Origin of the sequence: Larkinella sp., assembly GCF_965227735.1 — a bacterium.
Taxonomy (GTDB): Bacteria; Bacteroidota; Bacteroidia; order Cytophagales; family Spirosomataceae; genus Larkinella.
This window is the reverse complement of the sequence record NZ_OZ245776.1, coordinates 281,077-303,718: the sequence shown is the minus strand read 5'-3', so window position 1 is coordinate 303,718 and position 22,642 is coordinate 281,077. Positions and strand designations below refer to the sequence as shown.

The 22,642-nt window shown below is 52.3% G+C and carries 20 protein-coding genes; 10 read left to right on the top strand and 10 right to left on the bottom strand.

Annotation, left to right across the window (positions count from 1 at the left end):
- Nucleotides 1-6: 6 nt before the first annotated feature.
- From ACO064_RS01270 to ACO064_RS01260, 3 genes are all read right to left on the bottom strand, one after another.
- Nucleotides 7-1,602 carry a GNAT family N-acetyltransferase gene (locus ACO064_RS01270; RefSeq protein WP_421825614.1) on the bottom strand — a complete coding sequence of 532 codons (1,596 nt, stop codon included), beginning with the start codon at nucleotides 1,600-1,602 and terminating at the stop codon, nucleotides 7-9.
- A 104-nt stretch (nucleotides 1,603-1,706) separates the two neighbouring features.
- Nucleotides 1,707-2,738: a threonine aldolase family protein gene (locus tag ACO064_RS01265; RefSeq protein ID WP_421825613.1), complete on the bottom strand. Its 1,032-nt coding sequence runs from the start codon at nucleotides 2,736-2,738 to the stop codon at nucleotides 1,707-1,709.
- A 124-nt stretch (nucleotides 2,739-2,862) separates the two neighbouring features.
- A complete protein-coding gene (locus ACO064_RS01260; protein WP_421825612.1) occupies nucleotides 2,863-3,420 on the bottom strand; it encodes an outer membrane beta-barrel protein in 558 nt (185 codons plus the stop codon).
- Between the two features lie 233 nt (nucleotides 3,421-3,653).
- Between ACO064_RS01260 and ACO064_RS01255 the strand changes: the two genes are divergently transcribed.
- The gene (locus tag ACO064_RS01255) at nucleotides 3,654-4,547 is read left to right on the top strand and encodes a sterol desaturase family protein (RefSeq protein WP_421825611.1); all 894 of its coding nucleotides are present in this window, start codon (nucleotides 3,654-3,656) and stop codon (nucleotides 4,545-4,547) included.
- A gap of 22 nt (nucleotides 4,548-4,569) precedes the next feature.
- Here ACO064_RS01255 and ACO064_RS01250 read toward each other — a convergent pair whose 3' ends face one another.
- Nucleotides 4,570-4,878 (bottom strand): GNAT family N-acetyltransferase, encoded by a 309-nt coding sequence (locus tag ACO064_RS01250; protein WP_421825610.1) that lies wholly within the window; start codon nucleotides 4,876-4,878, stop codon nucleotides 4,570-4,572.
- Nucleotides 4,879-5,153: 275 nt separating this feature from the next.
- Here ACO064_RS01250 and ACO064_RS01245 point away from each other — a divergent pair, with 275 nt between their 5' ends.
- Complete coding sequence (locus ACO064_RS01245) at nucleotides 5,154-5,870, top strand: membrane or secreted protein (RefSeq protein ID WP_421825609.1); 717 nt, start codon at nucleotides 5,154-5,156, stop codon at nucleotides 5,868-5,870.
- A gap of 55 nt (nucleotides 5,871-5,925) precedes the next feature.
- Nucleotides 5,926-7,005, top strand: a complete 1,080-nt coding sequence (locus ACO064_RS01240; RefSeq protein ID WP_421825608.1) for a dipeptidase — start codon at nucleotides 5,926-5,928, stop codon at nucleotides 7,003-7,005.
- 11 nt (nucleotides 7,006-7,016) lie between these two features.
- Here the strand turns inward: ACO064_RS01240 and ACO064_RS01235 are convergent, their stop codons facing one another.
- Complete coding sequence (locus ACO064_RS01235; RefSeq protein WP_421825607.1) at nucleotides 7,017-7,586, bottom strand: DUF4126 domain-containing protein; 570 nt, start codon at nucleotides 7,584-7,586, stop codon at nucleotides 7,017-7,019.
- A 201-nt stretch (nucleotides 7,587-7,787) separates the two neighbouring features.
- On the opposite strand from ACO064_RS01235, the gene ACO064_RS01230 reads away from it, so the two are divergent.
- On the top strand, nucleotides 7,788-8,723 hold the full coding sequence (locus ACO064_RS01230; protein WP_421825606.1) for a sugar phosphate isomerase/epimerase family protein: 936 nt from the start codon (nucleotides 7,788-7,790) through the stop codon (nucleotides 8,721-8,723).
- Between the two features lie 330 nt (nucleotides 8,724-9,053).
- Here the strand turns inward: ACO064_RS01230 and ACO064_RS01225 are convergent, their stop codons facing one another.
- Complete coding sequence (locus ACO064_RS01225) at nucleotides 9,054-10,760, bottom strand: IlvD/Edd family dehydratase (protein ID WP_421825605.1); 1,707 nt, start codon at nucleotides 10,758-10,760, stop codon at nucleotides 9,054-9,056.
- 170 nt (nucleotides 10,761-10,930) lie between these two features.
- Between ACO064_RS01225 and ACO064_RS01220 the strand changes: the two genes are divergently transcribed.
- On the top strand, nucleotides 10,931-11,332 hold the full coding sequence (locus ACO064_RS01220) for a response regulator (protein ID WP_114409469.1): 402 nt from the start codon (nucleotides 10,931-10,933) through the stop codon (nucleotides 11,330-11,332).
- Between the two features lie 11 nt (nucleotides 11,333-11,343).
- On the top strand, nucleotides 11,344-13,428 hold the full coding sequence (locus ACO064_RS01215; protein ID WP_421825604.1) for an ATP-binding protein: 2,085 nt from the start codon (nucleotides 11,344-11,346) through the stop codon (nucleotides 13,426-13,428).
- Between the two features lie 170 nt (nucleotides 13,429-13,598).
- Here ACO064_RS01215 and ACO064_RS01210 read toward each other — a convergent pair whose 3' ends face one another.
- Nucleotides 13,599-14,744, bottom strand: a complete 1,146-nt coding sequence (locus ACO064_RS01210; protein WP_421825603.1) for a redoxin domain-containing protein — start codon at nucleotides 14,742-14,744, stop codon at nucleotides 13,599-13,601.
- Nucleotides 14,745-14,989: 245 nt separating this feature from the next.
- On the opposite strand from ACO064_RS01210, the gene ACO064_RS01205 reads away from it, so the two are divergent.
- The 3 genes from ACO064_RS01205 to ACO064_RS01195 all read left to right on the top strand — a co-directional run bounded on the left by ACO064_RS01205 (nucleotide 14,990) and on the right by ACO064_RS01195 (nucleotide 18,446).
- Nucleotides 14,990-16,459 (top strand): M48 family metalloprotease, encoded by a 1,470-nt coding sequence (locus tag ACO064_RS01205; RefSeq protein ID WP_421825602.1) that lies wholly within the window; start codon nucleotides 14,990-14,992, stop codon nucleotides 16,457-16,459.
- 409 nt (nucleotides 16,460-16,868) lie between these two features.
- Complete coding sequence (locus ACO064_RS01200) at nucleotides 16,869-17,204, top strand: hypothetical protein (RefSeq protein ID WP_421825601.1); 336 nt, start codon at nucleotides 16,869-16,871, stop codon at nucleotides 17,202-17,204.
- Nucleotides 17,205-17,381: 177 nt separating this feature from the next.
- Nucleotides 17,382-18,446, top strand: a complete 1,065-nt coding sequence (locus ACO064_RS01195; protein WP_421825600.1) for an NADH:flavin oxidoreductase/NADH oxidase — start codon at nucleotides 17,382-17,384, stop codon at nucleotides 18,444-18,446.
- A 311-nt stretch (nucleotides 18,447-18,757) separates the two neighbouring features.
- Here the strand turns inward: ACO064_RS01195 and ACO064_RS01190 are convergent, their stop codons facing one another.
- From ACO064_RS01190 to ACO064_RS01180, 3 genes are read right to left on the bottom strand one after another with little or no spacing between them, the layout of a single operon-like run.
- Complete coding sequence (locus ACO064_RS01190; RefSeq protein ID WP_421825599.1) at nucleotides 18,758-19,243, bottom strand: VOC family protein; 486 nt, start codon at nucleotides 19,241-19,243, stop codon at nucleotides 18,758-18,760.
- Between the two features lie 22 nt (nucleotides 19,244-19,265).
- Complete coding sequence (locus tag ACO064_RS01185; RefSeq protein ID WP_421825598.1) at nucleotides 19,266-19,793, bottom strand: DinB family protein; 528 nt, start codon at nucleotides 19,791-19,793, stop codon at nucleotides 19,266-19,268.
- Nucleotides 19,794-19,827: 34 nt separating this feature from the next.
- Nucleotides 19,828-20,985: a serine hydrolase domain-containing protein gene (locus tag ACO064_RS01180; RefSeq protein WP_421825597.1), complete on the bottom strand. Its 1,158-nt coding sequence runs from the start codon at nucleotides 20,983-20,985 to the stop codon at nucleotides 19,828-19,830.
- Between the two features lie 198 nt (nucleotides 20,986-21,183).
- On the opposite strand from ACO064_RS01180, the gene ACO064_RS01175 reads away from it, so the two are divergent.
- Nucleotides 21,184-22,437 carry a DEAD/DEAH box helicase gene (locus tag ACO064_RS01175; protein ID WP_421825596.1) on the top strand — a complete coding sequence of 418 codons (1,254 nt, stop codon included), beginning with the start codon at nucleotides 21,184-21,186 and terminating at the stop codon, nucleotides 22,435-22,437.
- The last annotated feature ends 205 nt before the right edge of the window (nucleotides 22,438-22,642 follow it).

Here is a 22,642-nt window from a genome sequence, read left to right as displayed (position 1 = left end):
GAGCAGTTAGTTTACCACAATCACCGGAGGCAAAACCCGCAGGTCTTCTTCGTTCGAAAGTTCCTTTTTCTTTTCCGGCTTCGTCCGGGCCGAGCGTTTTACGGTAATGTCGTACAAATCGGTTCGGCGGTCTTTCAGAATCTGGACCGAGCCTTGTTCGTGTAACTCGGTCAGCAGCGACAGATCGACGTCGGTAATCAGCACCATTTCGGTGTTGGGTGTCGACTCGGCTTTGATGGCGTTGTTGGGAAACTGAAAATCGGAAGGCGTGAATACCGCCGACTGGGCGTAGTGGATGTCCATGTTGGCCACCCGGGGCAGGTTGCCGACGCAGCCCGAAATGGCCACGTAACATTCGTTTTCAATGGCCCGCGCCATCGCACAATGCCGCACCCGGTTGTAGCCATTCTGGGTGTCGGTCAGGAAGGGAACAAACAGTATCTGCATACCCTGATCGGCCAGAATCCGGCTCAGTTCCGGGAACTCGACGTCGTAGCAGATCAGCAAACCGATCTTGCCGCAGTCGGTGTCGAACGTCCGGATTTCGCTGCCACCCACCATACCATAATGCCGGACTTCATTCGGCGTAATGTGAATTTTCCGGTATTCTTCATATGAACCGTCGCGCCGGTATAAGTAAGCCACATTGTAAAGTTTCCCCTCGTCGATCAACGGCATACTGCCACCGACGATGTTGACATTGTATGAAATGGCCAGTTCCGACAACCGCTGACGCACTTCATTCGTCACCTCGGCCAGTTTGCGAATGGCAACCGGTGCGGGCAGGTCATTGAAATCGGCCATCAGTGGCGTATTGAAAAATTCCGGGAGAACCAGGAAGTCGGCTTTGTAGTCGCTGACGGAGTCGGCGAAAAATTCGACCTGATCGAGCAAGGCTTGCATGTTTGGGAAAAGCCGCATCTGCCACTGCACAACGCCCAACCGGATGATGGCGTTGGTATGCGGTTTTTTCTTCTTTTCGTCGACGTAATAGATGTTGTTCCACTCCAGCAAGGTCGCGTATTCCAGCGATTCACTGTCGCCGGGCAAATACCCGCGCAGCACTTTCTTGACGTGAAAATCATTGGAAAGCTGGAACGTCAGCGTGGGGTCGTAGATTTCCTTCTGCTTTACTTTGGCGATAAATTCGCGGGGCGACATTTCGCCGGCATAGCGTACATAGTTTGGAATTCGCCCGCCCGCCATGATGCCTTTCAGGTTCAGCGACTCACAAAGTTCCTTGCGGGCGTCGTATAGCCGTCGTCCCAGCCGCAAATCCCGGTATTCGGGGTGGACGAACAACTCGATGCCATACAGCCAGTTGCCTTTTGGATTGTGCGTGTCGAAACTGTAATTACCGGTTATTTCCTCATACGTATGGTTGTCGCCGAAATCGCTGTACTTCACCCGGATCGCCAGCGAGCAGGCCACGACCTTGCCGTCGACCTCCACGCAGAACTGGCCCTCCGGGAAGATTTTCAGCAGTTTATCGATGAGGTTCTTTTCCCAATAATCCCCGCCGATGCCGCTGTAGACTTCGATCATCGACTCCTTCAGGTCGGCGTAATCGGATTTCTGTAGTGTTCTGGTTTGAATATGCATAATGCGGTCGTATTGTGAAGTTGTTACACAGGGTTAATCAGAGGAAATCAGGGTTAATCAGAGGTAAACAGAGAAAAACTCTGATTAACCCTGATTTCCTCTGATTAACCCTGTGTAACAACCCCTTCTTTAATTTTCTCTTCTAAACTTAAAAGGTGCTCGTCCGTAAAGTCCAGGTGTGTGACGAAACGGACCAGGTGTTTTCCGAAGGTAACGGCTAAAATTCCTTTGCGGCCTAATTCTGCAACGTAATCGGCGGCTAAGATGTTCTGGTTCAGTCGAAAAATGACAATGTTGGTGTCGATGGGATAAATTTCTTCCACTTCGGGCAACAACAGCAGCATCTGACCTATTTTTCGGGCGCGGGCATGATCGAGTTTCAGGCGGTTTACGTGGTGGTCGAGGGCGTAGATGCCCGCAGCAGCCAGATAACCGGCCTGCCGCCAGCCACCGCCCATCAGTTTCCGGTAGCGACGGGCCTGTTTGATCACCTCCGCCTTCCCCAACAACAACGACCCCACCGGACAACCCAGCCCTTTGGACAGGCAAATGCTGATCGAATCGAAGAGCTGACCGTAGGCTTCCGGGCTTTCCCCGGTTTCGACCAGCGCATTGAACAAGCGTGCGCCGTCGAGGTGCAGTTTCAACCCGTGTTCGTCGCATACCTGCCGGATGGCGGCAATTTCGGGAAGGGTGTAATAACAGCCCCCGCCTTTGTTAACGGTATTTTCCAGACAGACCAGTCGTGTAATCGGCTTGTGCAGATCATCGGGCTGAATGTGATCGCGAACCAGCTCAGGTGTCAGTTTGCCGCGTTCGCCCTGCGCCAGACTGAGCGACGCCAGCGCGTTGACGGCGATGCCCCCGCCTTCGTAGAGGTGAACGTGCGAAAGCTGGTCGCAAATCACATCGTCGCCCGGGCGGGTGTGGGTGCGAATCGCCAGTTGGTTGGTCATCGTGCCGGAGGTGCAGAAAAGGGCCGCTTCCATCCCGAACAACCGGGCGGCTTTTGCTTCCAGGGCCAGCACCGTCGGGTCGTCGCCCAGCACATCGTCGCCCACTTCGGCGGTAAACATGGCTTCCAGCATCGCCGGGCTGGGTTTGGTAACGGTATCACTTCGTAAATCGATCGGCATAGCCTGTCAGGAAAATTTTTCGGTTGTACACAACTTACAAAGAAAACAAAAAAGCCGTCCCCTAAAAAGGAGACGGCTTTCTAAAACAGTAACAACAAATACTACTCTACTCTCACTTATATCGTTATAAACCAAAGTTTTTCGAAATTCCAAACGACGCCCCGCTGCCAAAATCAAATTTAAAATTCGTCGTGCTTTCAGAAGCGCCCTTGGGTTTGAGGGATGCGTAGCTCAAACCGCCGAAGCTAAAATTTAACGCAAACCCATTTTTCATGTTAACACCAATTGCCGGGAAGAAAGTGCCACGAAACCCGTTTGCCGATATGCCACCGGTTTTACCTGAGAGAATATCGGCGTTAAACTGGCCATAGAGGGCGAAAATATCCGAAAGGGGAACGGCATACCGGATAAAGGGGCCAACAGCGAAGGCCGAGGTTTTCGACTCGACGGCGTTCGTGGTGGTTTTCCAACTTTCGGTCGAAAGCGACAAGCCGGCCGTCCAGTTGTCGGTAAACTGGTAACCCACCGCAGGTGAAAAACCGAAGGTATTGACCTTATTGCTCTCGCTGGTCTTTTGCGATTCGGCTTTGATCGATCCATACACCAATACCGTATTTTTCTGGGCATAAACGCCGGCTACGCTCATGGCTGAAACCAGCAAACTTATTACTACTTTTTTCATTTCTTGTGTCTGGTTGTAAGATGACACCCTTTTTCGAAGGGTTTACGTTGAGACGTAGAAATTTTTAAAAGTTACATTTTTCGAAAAAAAACGGTTTAAACGGCGCAAAAACGCGATATGCGGGCGGTTGGGAGGGTGGAGCGCCGGTTTCGTCTGTTACGAATCCGGCACTGGATTTGCAGAAATGATTAGAGGAAAGCCGAATCCGTCTTTCTTGGTTTTAAGTAACAGGCATGGATGATCTGATTCATTTCGCCATTCCGGGGTTTGTCCTTCTGCTGCTGACGGAAGTCGTGGTCACGGCGGTTCAACAGAAAGACTATTATGAAACCCGGGATACACTGAGCAGTCTGTCGATGGGCATTGGCAATGTCATCACCGGATTGCTGGGTAAGGTTATCGTGTACGGTGCCTATGCGCTGGTGTATGAATACCGGTTTTTTACCGTCGATATGACCCGGTGGTGGGCGTGGGTCGTGTTATTTTTTGCCGACGATTTCAGTTACTACTGGTTTCACCGGATCAGCCACAGCAGCCGGTATTTCTGGGCTTCCCACGTGGTACACCACTCGTCGCAGAAATACAATTTAGGAACGGCGCTCCGGCAAACGTGGACGGGCAATCTGAGCGGGGCGTTTGTTTTCTGGATCTTGTTGCCGCTGCTCGGTTTTCATCCGGTTGCAGTGCTGACCATGCAGTCAATCAGTCTGTTATACCAATTCTGGATTCATACGGAATACATTAACCGGTTTCCGTCTTTCATCGAAGCGGTTTTCAATACGCCTTCGCACCACCGCGTTCACCACGGTTCGAATCTGAAATACCTGGATAAAAATCACGCCGGGGTGCTGATCATCTGGGACCGGTTTTTCGGCACGTTTCAACCGGAAGAGGAACGACCTACCTACGGGCTGTCTAAAAATATCGAGACCCACAACCCCGTCCGGATTGCGTTTCACGAATGGATAGACATTTGCCGGGATGTGGCTAAATCAGGTTCTTTTCGACAGGCCATGCGGTATGTGTTCGGCCCACCGGGCTGGAGTCACGATGGCTCCCGCAAAACCACCCGGCAGTTGCGTAAAGCCGCTTCGCTTCCGGAAAACCGGAATTCTAAAAGGTCATAAAAACAGATGCCCGGGGCGCGATTTACACTTTCTTCCGATAGTCCTGGCTGATCAGGCGGTTGTATTCCGGATGAGTTTTGATGTAAGCGGCTACAAATGAGCAGGATGGGATTATTTTTAAGTTGAATTTGTCGATGTATTCCAGCGTACCTTCCACCAACTGGGAGCCCAAGCCAGCACCTTCCTGCCTTGAGGGTACTTCCGTATGCGTCAGCACCAGCGTTTTTTCGTCTTTCGGGGTATAGGCGATAAAAGAGAGCTGTCCATAATTTTCGAGTTCAAAGCGATTTTCCGCCCGATTGATGGAAACCGCTTTTTCCTGAGTTTTCATGATGAGGGGTTTTTAGGTTTTGTACGTAGGTAACCATTGAAAAAGTGATATGTTACGATTCTATGGTAATTTATGAGGAAAATAGGACTGTTTATCAATTAGTGTCTCAGGCTTTGAAAATTATCTTGCCATAATCGACGGTTTTCCTGAAATTAACGCTCTGGATAGGAACGCGGATTGTGCGGATTGAATGGATTTGCACTGATAAAATCAGTTTTGATCCGTTCAATTCGCCCCATCCGCGTTCCTATCTAAATCCCTAACCATTTCAAATCATGAAAATCAAAACCGTATTTGCTCTTTTGCTGGTGTTGTGGATGGCCACCGCTTCCCGCCAATCTGTTCCCTCGCTGGCCGGTTCCTGGCGGCTGACCGATAGTGGTGGTGCCACGGTCGACTTTGTACTTTCGGAGGGCTATATGATGGGGGCCTTTCACGAAAACGGCCGCTTTCTGGGGGCGCAGGGCGGAACGTATCAAACCGATGGCAAGCAACTGAAAATCACCTACGAATTCAATACCGAAGACAGCACACAGGTTGGAACCACCCAAACGCTGACCATCGATTCGTTTAAAAACAACCGCCTGGTTGTGAAAACCGACGACGGAACCGATACCTACGAACGCACCGACACGCCGACCGCCCAAACCCCCATGGCCGGTTTATGGCGCATAACGGGCAATATTGACGACAACGGACAGTTGAAAACCCGCCCGCGCACCGCCCGGAAAACCCTGAAACTCCTGACCGGAAACCGGTTTCAGTGGGCTGCCATCAATCCCGAAACCAAACAGTTTATGGGAACAGGAGGGGGGACATACACCGCTGTGAACGGCAAATACACCGAAAAACTGGAATTTTTCTCTCGTGACAACAACCGCGTGGGCCGCTCCCTGCCCTTCGAGGCTGAACTGAAGGGAAATGACTGGTATCACCGGGGGCAAAGCTCGACCGGCGGAAAGGTCAGCGAAGTTTGGAGCCGCGAAAAATAAGCTTACCTTGGGGCAGAAAACCGTTTCTGCCCCTTTTTACTGAAAAGTACCTGCCATGTTTTTGATTGATGCCCACCTGGATATTTCCCTGAATGCCATTGAATGGAACCGCGATTACCGGCTGTCGGCCCACGAAATCCGGGACGTGGAAGCGGGCATGACCGATAAAATTGACCGCGCCAGAGGTACGGTTTCACTGCCCGATCTCCGCCGGGGTGACATTGGCCTCGTAGTCGCCACGCAAATCGCCCGGTTTAACCAGAGCAACGGCAATCTGCCCGGCGCGGGCTGGAATTCGCCCCACCAGGCCTGGGCCATGACCCAGGCGCAGCGGGCGTGGTATGAAGCCATGCAGGACGCGGGGGAGATGATTCAAATTCGTGACCGCGCCGGACTCGATCAGCACGTTGCTCTCTGGCTCGATGCATCGATTCCGAACGAGAAAAAACCGGTGGGCTACATTCTGAGTCTGGAAGGAGCCGATTCGCTGGTAAACTTGTCGTATCTGGAAAAAGCCTACGCCTATGGCTTGAGAGCCCTGGGACCAGCGCATTACAGCACGGGTCGTTATGCACCCGGCACCGGTTTGAGCGGTCCGCTGACGCCCCTGGGTCGCGAACTGGTGGTGGAAATGGATCGGCTGGGCATGATTCTGGATGCAACGCACCTGACCGACGAAGGCTTTTCTGAAGCTCTTTCAATTTTCAAAGGCCCGGTTTGGGCGAGTCACCACAACTGCCGGACGCTCGTTCCGCACCAGCGCCAGTTGTCCGACGACCAGATTCTTCAGTTGGCCGAACGCGGTGGGGTGATCGGCGGGTGCTTCGATGCCTGGATGATGAAACCCGGTTTTACGCAGCGAACCAGCAATCCGGCGGATTTTGGCATCACCATCGAAACCATCATCGAGCATTACGACCACATTTGCCAGCTCACCGGCAGCAGCCAGCACATCGCCATCGGCAGTGATCTGGATGGAACGTATGGCACCGAACAGTCGCCTACCGACCTGGATACCATCGCCGATTTGCAGAAATTGACCGGATTACTGGCCGCACGCGGCTATGCTCAGGACGATATTGAAAACATCTTTTACAAAAACTGGCTGCGGTTTCTGCGGAATGCCTGGCGTTGAACCTGTGGAATTCAAACTGGCTGGCGGGGCTGCCTTTTTCGGGTGAGCATCAGGCGGATGAGGAACACGAAAATGGCCAGAACCACGAAAGCGGCCAGGAGCGGCAGAAAAACCGCAAGAAATGAAAGTCCGAAGGATGCGACGTTTTCGGCACTGGCGACCACCGGATTGCCCAAACCGCCGGTCGTGGCCGTCGAACCGATGCGCAGCAGACTGGTTCCGGCCTGAATCAGCCCCGCCGTTCCTCCGCCCGCAATGATGCCCAATCCCCATTTCAAAACCGGCTCGTCGATGGCGACAAATGAAGTCGTCAGGATGGCACCGGCTACGAACGCAACCGGCGTTGCCACCGTATCCAGCGCATTGTCGAGCCACGGAATGTAATACGCCCCGATTTCAATGAGGGTGGCAGTCGCCAGTAAAAAGAACGCAGTCCAGGTACCCAGCCATTCAAAACCGGGTGTGACGGCGATCCAGCCGATCTTGACGGCCAGGCTGGAGACAAGCATCGGAACAAAAATCCGAAAACCGCAACAGGCACTTAAGGCAATGCCCAGGCAAAAACTGAGAATCCATTCCATATTGACGTGGGTCGTAATCCGGGATGAAAGATAGGAGAAGGGAGCCAATAGACAAGCCTGAAAACTGAAAATTCCGGGCGACTGCTCTGCATTCAAAATCAAAAAAGTACAAATCCGGCTCGAAATCTTAACGCGGGAGGCCGTTTAATCTCAGGAATTCCGTATTTTTCGCTCCAAAACGTTCTTATTCCCAAACCTTTCATGAACCGTCGTCAGACCCTTGCTGCCTTAGCCGCCACGACTGGTGGAGCCGTTATGTCACCCTCAACGTTGTTAGCCCATTCCTCACCCGAAGTGGTAAAAGATCCCCCGCCGTTTACGTTTGCGCTGAATATGAGCACCATCCGGGGGCAAAATCTCGGTTTTGTGAAAGAACTGGAAGTGGCTTCGAAAGCCGGTTTTCGCTCGGTCGAAATCTGGATGAACTCCTTTCAGGAATACCTGAAAACCCATACTGTCGCCGATGTCCGCAAATTGCTGGGTGATCTGGGAATCAAAGTTGAAAACGCCATCGGGTTTGCGCAGTGGATTGTGGATGATGAAACCACCCGGACCAAAGGCGTGGAACAACTGAAGCAGGAAATGGAATTGCTGGCGCAGATTGGCTGCAAACGCACCGCAGCACCGCCGATGGGAGCGACCCAGCAACCCGGTCTGGACCTGCGGAAAGCCGCCGAGCGCTACCGGACAATTCTGGAACTGGGTGATAAAACGGGCGTGGTGCCGCAACTGGAATTGTGGGGCGGTTCCAAAAACCTGAATAAACTGAGCGAGGTGATGTTTATCGCCGTCGAGAGCGGACACCCGTCGGCGCGGGTGCTGCTGGATATTTACCACCTGTATAAAGGCGGTTCCAGTCCTGCCAGCCTGCCGTTGGTGGGCAAACCCGGCATCGAGGTTTTCCACCTGAACGATTACCCCGCGAATCCGCCCCGCGAAACCATCGTGGATGCCGACCGCGTGTATCCGGGCGATGGCATTGGGCCGGTTCGTGACACGCTCAAGCAACTGAAAACGCCCGGCAAAACGATCGTGCTGTCACTCGAACTCTTCAACAAGAACTACTACGCGCAGGACGCACTGCTGGTGGCGAAAACCGGGTTGGAGAAAATGAAAAAAGTGGCTGAGGGGGTTTGAAAATTGAGTTATTAATCAGGGTTTATCAGAGGACATCAGAGGTAATCAGAGTTTAAATTAACGTGAGCTATGAGATTCTTGACCCCGGAGGGGTCAGATGTTAATAGTAAATCGGTATTTTAAGAACTCCAGGCGTGCCGGAGGTACGCGATAAAGGCTTAGTTGCGTACCTCCGGCACGCCTGGAGTTCTTAAAATACCGATTTACTATTAACATTACGTGCCTCTGGCACTTAAACAACTGTTAGTCAAGGGTATAATCTCATAGTTCGCGTTAAATCAATTTTCTCTGATAAACTTTGATGTCCTCTGATAAACTCTGATTCACAACTCAGTGCGAGTCCCGCTTCACCACCGGCCCGGAACCGCCTTGCAGGAAGTCGAAGTCGGCGCCTTCGTGGGCTTGCAGAACATGGTGGATATACATCCGGGTGTAGCCGCGTTCGTAGCCGAGGTCGATGGGTTTGAAATGGGTCAGCCGCCGGGCCAGTTCTTCATTATCGACGTGGAGATTCAGCAGGCGGTTTTCAACGTCGAGCGTAATCAGGTCGCCATCCTGAACCAGGGCCAGATTGCCGCCGATGGCCGCTTCCGGCGAAACGTGCAGAACCACCGTTCCAAAACCGGTGCCGCTCATCCGACCATCCGAAATTCGCACCATGTCGTGAACGCCCAGCGCCAGAATTTTGGCCGGAAGCTGCATGTTGCCCACTTCGGGCATACCGGGATAGCCTTTCGGTCCCACGTTTTTCAGTACCAGCACACACGACGGATCGACGTCCAGTTCCGGGTCATCGATGCGCTTTTTATAGTCGTCGATGTTCTCGAAAACCACCGCCCGGCCCGTGTGCTGCATGAGTTCGGGAGAAGCCGCCGACGGTTTCAAAACCGCCCCGTTCGGACACAGGTTTCCTTTCAGAATGGCCACGCCCGATTCCGGTTTGAACGGTTCGGCCACCGACGCAATCACATCCCGGTTGTAACATTCGGCTGCCAGGCTGTTCTCGCCCAGCGTCCGGCCATTGATCGTCATGGCGTCATTGTGTAGAAACTGCCGCAATTCCTTGATGATGGCGGGCAGGCCACCGGCGTAAAATAAATCCTCCACGAAATGTTCCCCGGAAGGCTGCAAATTGGCGAGCAATGGAATTTGGGCCGATAGTTTGTCAAAATCATCGATCGACAGCGGTACACCCATCCGTCCGGCAATGGCCGTCAGGTGAATGATGAAATTGGTTGATCCACCCAGAGCCGCATTGACCATGATTGCGTTTTCGAAGGCCTGGCGGGTGAGAATATCGGACGGACGGATGTTTTGCTTCACCAGCTCAACGGCCCGCATCCCGGCCATGTGGGCCAGCACTTTCCGGCGCGAATCAGCCGCCGGAATCGTAGCATTGTCGGGCAAGGCCAGCCCCAGCGACTCGACCATCGCGGCCATCGTGGAGGCCGTTCCCATCACAGCACAGTGACCCTGGCTCCGGGCCATACAGGCTTCGGCAGCCACGAATTCTTCCTGCGACATTTCACCCTTTTTGTTGGCTTCGGCAAACCGCCAGAGGTCCGACGTGCCGATGTTGCGGCCTTTGTATTTACCGGCCAGCATCGGTCCGCCGGACACCACGAGGGTGGGAATGTCGACGCTGCAGGCGCCCATCACCAGCGAGGGCGTGGTTTTGTCACAACCGCACAGCAGCACGACGGCGTCCATCGAATTGCCGCGGATCGACTCTTCCACGTCCATGCTGGCGAGGTTTCGGAACAGCATGGTGGTCGGTTTCATCTGGCACTCGCCGAGCGACATGACGGGGAATTCGAGCGGAAAACCACCGGCTTCCCACACGCCCCGCTTGACGGCTTCGGCCAGGTCGCGGAAGTGAGCGTTGCAGGGTGTTAATTCCGAAAACGTATTGCAGATGCCGATAACGGGCTTACTTTCAAATAGATGGTGTGGAAATCCCTGGTTTTTCATCCAGGCCCGGTAGATAAAACCGTCTTTGCCGGTGCGGCCAAACCATTCTTGGGAACGAAGGTACATTGTTGAATTGGAGGTTAGTGAGTGAAGGATTTCGTGACTTTTAGGAACTGAAATTTGAGTTATCGGATCATTTGGGGCAGTAAGTTAGAAAGTTTTTGGTAAATGAAGGCCTTTGCACATTTCATCAATAAGTTTAATATCTTCGCAAGATTACTCAATTGGTTTATGGAATGAACTCACCCGTTACTTGCTTTCTGATCGACGATGACGAAGACGATCAGGAATTATTTACGCTGGCTTTGAAAAAAGTGGATCCAACGCTGACGTGTGTGGTGGCTGACGATTGTGGGGAAGCCATCCAAAAACTCCGCGAGGAAGATGCGTTTATGCCCCAGTTCATTTTTCTGGATTTGAACATGCCCCGGATGCACGGAAAGCAGTGTTTGATGGAATTGAAGAAAATTGCCCGCATCGAACACATTCCCATCATCATTTATTCTACGTCGTCGGAACCCAAAGATATTCACGAAACCAAAGCCCTGGGAGCAACCGATTTTTTGACCAAACCACCCCTCATTTCAACCCTGACCACCCGCTTGGCTAAACTGTTGTTCAATCAGCCGATGGCTTGAAGGAGCTTTACATGGAACTTAAAACCTTGCCTGTTGCCTCCCAGTTTCTCGCCCGTGGGGGCGAGATGGGCCGGTTGATCCATTCGTTCAACTGGTCGAAAACCCCATTGGGTACGATCGAAAACTGGCCGCAAAGCCTGCGGACGACGCTGAGCATCATCCTGCATTCCAAGTTTCCGATGTTTCTGTTCTGGGGGCCTGAACTGATCGGTTTTTATAACGATGCCTTTCGGCCCAGCCTGGGTGTCAATGGCAAACATCCTACAGCTCTGGGACAGCGGGGGGGTGAAATCTGGCCGGAAATCTGGTCGTCGATCCAACCGATGATCGACCAGGTGATGGGTGGTGGTGAAGCCATCTGGCGCGAAGACCAACTGCTTCCCATTTACCGGAACGGCGGCATCGAAGAGGTATACTGGACTTTTAGTTACAGCCCGGTCAATGTGGAATCGGGTGCCGTGGGCGGGGTTTTTGTCACCTGTACGGAAACAACGGAGAAGATTGTGACCCTAAAAAGAGCGGAGGAAAGCAAAGATCAATTGCAGTTTGCGATCGATGCGGCTGAATTAGGGACCTGGGACCTGAATCCAGCCACAAACCGCTTTACGGGAAATGACCGGCTAAAATCGTGGTTTGGGCTGGCTCCCGATGCCGAAATCGATTTGTCGATGGCCCTGGATATCATCGCTGACAAAGACCGGCAGCAGGTTGCCGAAGCCATACAGGCAGCTCTGCAACCGGGTTCGCCGGGACAGTATGACGTTGAGTATACGATTGTGAACCGCCTTGATAAAGGGGAGCGGTTTGTCAAGGCGAAAGGCAAGGCGTTTTTTGATGAGTCGGGAAAAGCCTATCGGTTTAACGGAACCTTGCAGGACATCACGGAGGAGGTTCGGGGCCGGGAAGAACAGCATAAATTGTTGACACTGGTTGAAAACAGCGTCGATCTGATGTCCATTCTGGAACTGGATGGCACCAATTCATACATCAATAAGGCCGGGAAAGAACTGCTGGGCATCGACTGTGATCAGGATGTTTCGCTGATTCCGATCTCGGATTTGCATACGCCGGAGCAATTTGAATTCGTGGCCGCCGAAATTATCCCGTCAGTCATGGGGACGGGCCGCTGGTCGGGTCGGTTTGCCGCCCGGAATGTGAAAACCGGGGAGACCATTCCGCTGTATAATAACTGCCTGCGGGTCGACGACCGGAACACGGGCCTGCCCCTGGCAATCGGGGCAGTGATGCGGGATTTGCGCCCTGAGCTAGCGGTGCAGAAGGCGTTGGAAGAAAGTAAGGAGCGGTTTCGCTTGCTGGCGAGCGAACTGGAGCAAATGGTGCAACAGCGAACGCAGGAACTGAACCGGAGCAACCAGGAGTTGATCAAAACCAACCATGAACTGGAACAGTTTGCCTACATTGCCAGCCACGATTTACAGGAGCCGCTGCGCAAAATTCAATCGTTTTCGGAACTGCTCCAGGCTAATCTGAATGACGAAGAAGCTGCGCGTCAGTACCTGACTAAAATCAGTACGTCGGCGAAGCGCATGGCCGAACTGATCAAATCCGTTCTCAATTATTCCCGTTTGTCGACCAACGCCGACCCCTTTGTCGAAACCGACCTCAATCAGATTCTGGAAGATGTCGAAACCGATTTTGAGTTACTGATTCAACAGAAACGGGCCACGATTCAACGCGACAGGCTACCGGTGATCGAGGGAATACCGATGCAGTTGATCCAGCTTTTTTCGAATTTGATGGGCAATTCCCTCAAATTCTCCGTGAAGGACCCTCGCATCGTCATTGCTTCACAGGCTTTCCGGCCGACCGACCTGGCTCGGGAACGCGGATTAAATCCGGGTTTTGACTACGTCCACATTCAGTTTACAGACAACGGAATTGGCTTCGAGCAGGCCTATGCTGAACGGGTTTTTACAATTTTCCAACGGCTGAACCATCGCAAGTCCTACAGTGGCACCGGTATTGGCCTGGCCCTGTGCCGCAAAATTGTGGAGAACCACGGCGGCATCATTCGGGCCGAAAGTGAACTGGACAAAGGCACAACTTTCCACATCTACCTGCCGGTGAAACGGTAATTTCTACGGTTTACAGTTTACGGTTTACGGTGGCTGACGCGCGCTTATGTATGCGTCAGCCACTGTAAACCGTAAACCGTAAACCGTAAACCGTAAACCGTAAACTGTAAACTGTGAACTGTAAACCGTGAACTGTAAACCGTGAACTGTAAACCGTGAACCGTAAACCGTTACTGAATCAACTCCCTGATTTTCTTATTCAGGTCTTCACCCCGTAAATTGCGGGCTACGATTTTTCCGGTGGGGTCCACCAGGAGGTTGGCAGGAACGCTGTTGATGCCGTACTGCTGCGCCACTTCATTTTTCCAGCCTTTCAAATCACTCACGTGCGACCAGGTCAAGTTGTCTTTGCGAATGGCATTCAGCCAGTTCTGGCGGTTGTTGTCGAGGGAAACGGAAAAAATCGTGAAGTTTTTATCCTTAAACGCCTGGTAGGTGGCCACCAGATTGGGGTTTTCTTCGCGGCAGGGGCCGCACCAGCTTGCCCAGAAGTCGACGAGGACGTATTTGCCTTTGAAAGAAGAAAGTTTGACCACCTGGCCCAGCGTGTCGGTTTGCGCAAATTCCGGGGCCACCCTGCCGATGTTCAATCGGCTCATGACGTCGATCTGCTGCCGGAAATATTTCGCCTGGGCGGTTTTCCCAATTTCCTTCGATTCCATGATCGTCAGCAGACTATCGGCTCCGGCCAGATCGCCCAAACTCATCAGCACGCTGAGGACATTCACCCCGACGGCGGACGACGAATAGGTTGAAATGATGTTTTTAACCCGCACCAGTTCCTGCGCAACGGCCTGCTCGCGATCTTTGATGGCAGCTTTCATCCCATTGACATCATTGACCGCCCGGGCATTGGTGTACTTCAGTTCGGCGCGTTTGTAGCGGTTACCAATGGCGGTGTCCATCATCATTTGCTGGATTTTCTGCCGGATATTTTCTTCCTTCGAGCCGCTGATATTGACCGCCCAGAGTGAATCGGCATTCCCGGTGATGGTGATGGGGGAGTTTTCCAGAAAAAAGTATTGAGGGCTGGTTTTGCCCGCAACGCTGAGGCTGAAAAACGTGGCCTCATCCAGTTTGCCCTTGAAAGCAAATTGCCCTTTGGCATTCGCCGTGGTGGTATCGGACTGCTGCCTGGTTTTGTAAAAGGAGTTTTCGGTCAGAATGATTTTCCGATTGGCAGCATTTTTTAAGGTGCCGGTGATCGTATAACCGCCCGATACAGGCTGCTTTGCCTTTTTTTTATCAGACTTCGACTGTGCAAAACCGTCGACAAAAAAAAGGCACAACATCAAACTAGCGAACAGGAATTTCATGATTCAGGTGTTTTTAAGCGAACGACGTCAGCCAAAGGCGCCATGTGTATACGTCGTCACCGCAAAATTTATGTTAATATGTTACTTATGCGGAAAAATTACCTTTTAAAATAGATTGGCCCGATCCCAAAACAAAAGGGGGGGCGTTGTTGGTTCATGTTGAAATAACCTCTGCTTCAGGGTGATTAACCCTTGGTGGAGGGCCGAAAAACTCAAAAATAAGAAAAGAAACCATCTCCATCGGTATGAACAAAACATTTTCCAACCTCGTACTCGTCGGTACCCTGTTTGTATTTTCTGCCTGCTCCCGCAATCCGGTAACCGGAAAACGCGAATTGTCGTTGATGTCGACGGAACAGGAAATTGCTATCGGTAAGGAATCCCACCCCTCGGTGGTTTCCACGATGGGGCTTTACGACGATAAAAAACTGACCGATTTCATCAACCTGAAAGGCAAAGAGATGGCCAAAATTTCGCACCGGCCCGATTTGCCTTACCAATTTTACATCGTCGATTCGCCGGTCGTCAACGCCTTTGCCGTACCGGGCGGTTACGTATATTTCACGCGGGGCATCATGGCTCACTTCAACAACGAAGCGGAGTTTGCCGGGGTATTGGGGCACGAAATCGGGCACATCACAGCCCGGCACTCGGCCCGGCAGCAAACTACCCAGTTGCTGGGAACCATCGGCATGATCGGTGGGGCCATTCTGGTGCCGCAACTGGGCCAGAACCTGGAAGCATTGCAACAGGGTCTGGGCCTGTTTTTGATGAAATACAGCCGGGATCACGAGTCAGAATCGGACAAAATTGGCGTGGAATATTCGAGTAAGATTGGATATGATGCCAACCAGATGGCTAATTTTTTCAGCACCATCAAGCGTATTTCCGACAATGCGGGGCAGCAGGTGCCCGATTTTATGTCGACGCACCCCGATCCAGCCGACCGCAACCGGAAAGTGAAGGAGATGGCCACGGCCTATCAGGCACAGAACAAAGCGACCTATCAGGTGGAGCGCGAACGGTATCTGCGGATGATTGACGGCATTCTCTATGGAGAAGATCCCAAACAAGGTTTTGTCGAGAACGACATGTTCTACCATCCGGAGTTGCGGTTTCAATTTCCGGTACCCCGGGGCTGGCAGCACCAGAATTCGCCGTCTCAATTTCAAATGGCTCCCAAAGATGGAAAATCAGCCATGATTCTGATGCTGGCCAAAGGGAATTCGCTGGAAGAAGCGTCCCAGACGCTGGTGCAGGAACTCGGTTTAAAAGTGCTTGAAAGTAACCGTACCACCATCAACGGCAACCCCGCTTACGTACTGATTTCGCAGCAACAACCCCAGCAGCAACAGGGACAACCCCAGCAACAGCAGGACCCCAAAACCGCCCTGCAAATCGGTACCTGGCTGATTCAGTACAACAACGCCGTGTATGCCCTGCATGGCCTGTCGGCAGCCGGCGATTTTGAAAAGGCCTACCGTTCATTCCGTCCGGTGGCCGAGAACTTCCGGGCTTTGACCGATCAGGAAAAGATCAACCGCAAACCCGAACGCGTGCAGGTTCGGACGGTGTCCCGTGCAGGTTCGTTTCGCGAAGTGATGGGGGCGCTGGGAATGCCGGCCAATCGCGTCGAAGAACTGGGCGTTCTCAACAGCCTGCGTCCCGACGACAAGGTGGCACAGGGTACCCTCGTTAAAATTATCGGACGCTAATATTACCGCTTCCGTCTGATGAACCTGTTCCCAAAACGGAATTCGGAGTCATCAGACGGAAGTTCTGCTGTTGCAATCAATCGGCTCGGTACCGCTGTCTGGATAAAAAATATAGTAGAATAATTATATTTACTTGGTTAAAATTTTATATATTTTTACTATAATCTTTTCAAGAACTGCTTGTCGATCTGCGAATTAGTTAATACATTTACAATATATACTACACCGGCATTGAGGCTGCCATATTCTATTTATCCAAAATTGAGCCTCCTGTCAGCATTTCCGGGACACAACCGGCTGACCCCCTTCCCAAAAGCATACGAAGCCAGTACCCGGAAGCGATAGATGATCCCCAATTGGTTTTGGATTCGATCATCAGCCGAACCACTTCTCACCAACTTTCATCAGCATGAAACGATTTTCAGTTCTATATCTATTTAAAAAACAATACCACCATATTCTTTGTGAAACCCACGCTGAAGCTGATACCGAACTACGGAAACTGTTTACAAAGAAAAAAAAGGTTCCTCTAGGCATTTACGACGATAAAACCGAGCTTTTTTACTGGGAACCCATCCGGCAGCAAAAATTTGATCAGTTGACGTTGCAGGAGCAGGGCAAGGTGGGCAATGAGATGATTACCATTGCCCAGAACCTGCGAAACCGGGACGATCACTGGGTACCAAGCGAAGCCCAGTTGCAATCCGATATTCTTCAGCGTCCTCTTTTTCAGATTCATGATTGATTGGGCGCACCTTACTGATGTAATAGAAAGTCGTTGCCGGGCAATTGGAGGAGTACACCCACCAGGTTTTGAAAACCTGGCGGGTGTCGCGCGGTGATCGTGCATATGAAAAATCGCTGGTTTTTAGAACTCCTTGGGTGGTGTGTTGGTTAAAAAAGCATACAATCATAAAGCATCATGCCAAACTTATTCAGTCCGTTAACCATCCGTAGTATTCAATTGAAAAACCGGATTGCGGTTTCGGCCATGTGTCAATATTCCAGTGAAGACGGTTTTGCCAACGACTGGCACCTCGTTCACCTGGGCAGCCGGGCCGTGGGTGGGGCGGGTTTGGTGATGACGGAAGCTACGGCGGTTTCGCCGGAAGGCCGGATTTCGCCCGACGATCTGGGTATCTGGAAAGACGAGCACCTGGTCAATCTGAAACGCATTGCGGCTTTCATCGAAGCCCACGGTGCTGTTCCGGCCATGCAACTGGCGCATGCCGGACGAAAAGCGAGCCACAACCGGCCCTGGGATGGCGGCAAGTTCATTGCTCCGGATTCCGAACGGGGCTGGCAAACCGTTGCGCCCAGCCCGATTCCGTTCATTCAGGCCGAGCCGGTTCCGCTGGAACTGACGATCGAAGCCATTGAGAAAATAATCGCCGATTTTGTGGCCGCAAGCCGCCGGGCGCTGGAGGCTGGTTTCAAAGTCATCGAGCTTCATGCCGCCCACGGCTATCTGGTACACGAATTTCTGTCGCCCCTCAGCAACCACCGGACGGATCACTACGGTGGTTCGTTCGAAAACCGCATCCGGTTTTTGCTCGAACTGATCGAACGGGTGCAGACGGTTTGGCCGGAAGACTACCCCTTGTTTGTCCGGATTTCGGCTACCGACTGGACCGAAGGCGGCTGGACACCCGACGATTCAGTGGCGTTGTCGACGGTTTTGAAAGACAAAGGCGTTGACCTGATCGACTGCTCGACGGGGGGCAATGTGGCGGGTGCCAAAATTCCGCTGGGTCCCGGCTATCAGGTTCCCTTTGCCGGGAAAGTCAAAAAAGAAAGCGGAGTTTTGACGGGGGCAGTAGGCTTAATCACCACGCCCGAACAGGCCAATGAGATTGTGGAGAGCGGTCAGGCCGACCTGGTGTTGCTGGCCCGTGAATTCCTGCGCGACCCTTATTTTCCACTCCATGCGGCCCAGAAGCTGGGGGCTGAAACGCCGTGGCCACCCCAATACGTGCGTGCGAAGTAAAGACACATAACCCCCAACCCCCTAAAGGTGGCTAAGAAAGCGGATGTAAAAAAACCTTATTGGTTTAAACTAAATAACCGCTGAAGTAAATATTTACCAGCCCACTGCTTTAGCCGTGGGAAAATTGAAGTAAAACCGAGTCATTATGAAACCGTTTTAACGGTTTCATGGTCCGGCAAAACCGTTAAAACGGTTTTGTAAGCAGGGGTTACTTTTCGTTTTTCCCACAGCTAAAGCAGTGGGCTAATAAGCCAAAATATGAATCCGGCGGTTATTTAGTTTAAATCAATTAGGGGGTTGGGGGTTAGTTATCATAACGACTCCCGCAGCAACGCTTCCAGATCCAGCGGCCGGGTATACATTTCCAGCGAACCGTCGGGTTTCAAGGGCCACGCGTCGCGCGGGCGATCCCAGTATAATTCAACGCCGTTCTGGTCGGGGTCATTCAGGTAAATGGCTTCTGAAACGCCGTGGTCCGAGGCTCCGGTGATGCCATAGCTGGCTTCGACCAGACGCCGAAGGGCAACGGATAAATCCCGGCGGGTCGGGTACAGGATGGCCGTATGAAACAGTCCTGCGCTGCGAACCGGGGCCGGTGGGCCATCTTTGCTGTACCAGGTGTTTAAACCGATGTGGTGGTGATAGCCACCGGCCGAAATAAAAGCTGCATCTTTTCCGTAAGTCGTTACGAGCGTAAAGCCCAGCAGATCGCAGTAAAAACCCAGGGCGCGCTCCAGGTTGGCAACTTTCAGGTGAACGTGTCCGATGCGGGTTTGATCGGGAATGGTATAGGCCATGTCAGTGGGGTAAAGAGGTCCGTTAATGATCCGGTTTTGGATAGGTAAGCAACACGCGAACCGTTACAAAAAGTTGCCCAACGTGCCGTTGCGTATGCTCGGCGGAATGAAACAACAGGCCCAGAACCGTGGAGGGAAGTTGCGCCCGGCCAATGCCCCGGAAATCGGTCAGCGTCTGTTCGTCGGTGTCTGCCAGTTGCTGAAGTGCCTGATCGACCTGGCTGTTAAACCGGTTGATTAACTCCAGAACCGGATTTTCGGACTCGAACGACTTGCCTTCCGCAGCCAGCCACGCGCGCTGTTCAGGTGACAAACCCTCGTTTCGGGCGTAAGTAAAGAGCCGGTCCAGCACACCCGTCAGGTGCTGTAAATGAAATCCGACCGACGCCACACCGGCTGGTTTTTGCCACAGATAGCGGCCCGGAAAATCTTTCATCAGCGCATCGACTTCTTCCCGCGCCTGCAACAAGGCGTGGGCGACGGGTTGCAGCAGGGAGGGAATACCGGCGACGGGGCCACGTTGCCAGACTTCAGGCTTTGGATTAGACATATTTGCTTGTTGAGTAGGTGTGGATGAATGAAGTTTACTTTACGGCCGCCAGAACCCGTTTGATCAATTCATCGGGGTTGCCGTTGTGCCACCGCCAGACGATCACCAGATCATGTTCAGGGTCAATCCAGATGATGTTGGAGCCAGCCCCAATGGCGGCAAAACTCGTTACCGGGGCATTGGGCCAGGCTTTCTTTTCGGTATTGAGCCACCACAAATAGCCGTAATCCTGACCCGTTGGCCCCTTTTTGACCGACTCCTTAAACCAGTTGGCCGAAACCAGTTGCCGATCATTCCAGCGACCGTTTCGCAACACCAGATACCCCAGCCGGGCTTCGTCGCGGGTGTTGATCCAGAGACCACCGCCCCAGCGCGTTCCACCGCTGACCGACGACATCATTTTTCCGTCTACTTTCACCCGCGCGTTCGGATAGCCCACATACTGCCAAGTGTTCGATGCCCCAATCGGGTCCATGATTTCGTCTTTCAAGACATTGGGCAACGGTTTTTTCCATAATTGCAGTAGTGAAAGCGCCAGCCGGTTCACGCGCACGTCGTTGTATTCGTAGAACGTGCCGGGTTCTTGCAAGGTTCGCGGTTTTCGCTCTCCGCGTCCGTAAGCTGCCGTTCCGACAAAATCGTGTTTCTTCCCCCACAACTCGCCTTCCCACTCGCTGGTTTGCCGAAGATGGTGTTCCCAGGTCACTTTGCGATTTTGTTCGGAGTCATACCCGCCATCCTGAATGGAATTTGCCACTGGATCATGAACATCTTTGATCAGGCCCCGGTCAATGGTCAGGCCCAGAATCGTGGAAAGCACACTTTTGGCTACACTGTAGGTTGGATCGGGCCGTCCGGTTTCGCCCCATTCCGCTACAATATACCCGTGCTTGAGAATCAAACCGTTGGTTTGGGCGCGATCCGAGGGAATGGGCCCCAACAGGGTGCCGAATATTTCTTCCTGCGTCGAAAAATCGCGCGGCATTTGCTTCGTTTCCTGCTGTTGGGCAAAGGTTACGGCCTGTTGCAGCAAAGCCGCATCCAGGCCCACCTGCTCCGGTTTTCGACGTTCCCACGCATCACCGGGAGCCGGGTAATAAGCCGATGCCTGGGTAACCGCTTGTTGAGCAGGACGTTGGCAGGATGAAAATGCCAGCAGGACGGCAAAAACGGAACATTTGAGACGAATCATACGGTCTAGGCCAACCGAATGGCCCGATGGGATTGGGAAGCTGAATGTACGGTTTGTTCAGCAATGTAAGCGAATCGGAGGAAAAGAAGAAGGACCGGACGGAGTGAAATCGGACCTGACATCCGCATTGAATTTGCTTTAATGTCTGAAATAGTGTTATATTGACCAAAATCTACACTTAACCATTAGTTTTTTAGCTTGAAATTCTCAGACTTTGGCTTCGATGATCGGTTGATGGAAGGTATCGACGCCATGAATTACGATACGCCTACACTTGTACAGGAACAAGTTATCCCTCTCATATTGGCTGGTAAAGATCTTATTGTCTCGGCCCAAACCGGCACTGGCAAAACCGCATCCTACCTGCTTCCCATTCTTCACAAAATAACGACGGCTGGTCCTGATGACCAGATTAAGGCCCTCGTCATTGTACCCACCCGCGAACTGGCGATTCAGATTGCCCAGAACCTGGAAGGCTTTTCCTATTTCACCTCGGTCAGCTCGATTGCTGTCTATGGCGGGGGCGATGGAGCTTCCTATAGCACGGAGCGGCAGGCCCTGGCGGGTGGTGCCGATATTGTGATTTGCACGCCGGGCCGCATGATCAGTCACCTGAACATGGGGTATGCTAAAATTGATCAGTTGCAATACCTGATTCTGGATGAAGCCGACCGTATGTTGGACATGGGTTTTCACGGTGATATTGTGAAAATCATCTCCTTCCTGCCCGCTAAACGGCAGAGCTTGTTGCTGTCGGCTACCATGCCGCCCAAGATTCGGGAACTGGCGCGGAAAATTCTGCACAACCCGGAAGAGATTACGCTGGCCCTCTCGAAACCACCGGCCAAGATTGTACAGGAAGCTTTTGTGATATACCAGAAACAGAAAATTGCACTGGTTAAATATCTGTTGAAAGAGCACAATTTTCCGTCGGTGCTCATCTTCTGTTCCCGAAAAGAAAACGTCAAGCAACTGGCCCGCGAACTGAAACAGGCCGGTTTTGCCGCCGAAGCGATTCACTCCGACCTCGAACAGAATGAACGGGAGCAGGTTCTGCTGGCTTACCGAAGCCGGAAACTGAAAATTCTGGTGGCAACCGATATCCTGTCGCGCGGGATTGACATCGACAACATCGACCTCGTTATCAACTACGACGTTCCCCACGACGGCGAAGATTACGTTCACCGGATTGGTCGAACAGCCCGCGCCGAAACTACCGGGATAGCCTACACGTTTATCAGCGAAACCGAACAACGGAAATTTGCGGCCATTGAACGCTTACTGGGTGTGCCGGTAACCAAGGTCCCGTTGCCCGCCCATCTGGGTGAAACGCTGGAATACAATCCGGCGAAAAGTGCGGCTTTCCCACCACGAAAAAAACGGCCCGGCCCCCGGAAAGGGCCATCCAACCGCTCAAAAGGGAGTGGGGGGCGCTCGGAACGACCCGCCTGACGGATCATTTACTGCAAATATTAAACAGGAGTCGCATTCCTGTTTTTTTATGCCTTTTCGAAATGAAAACGCCTTGATTTCTCCAAACACCGCTTCCAGGCACTGGATTATTCCCAGTATAAATTTTCTCTTTCCATAAACGTAAAAAATACATTTATTATTTATATTTGCCCACCAAAGCCTGATCGATCGTTGAAAGGCTACC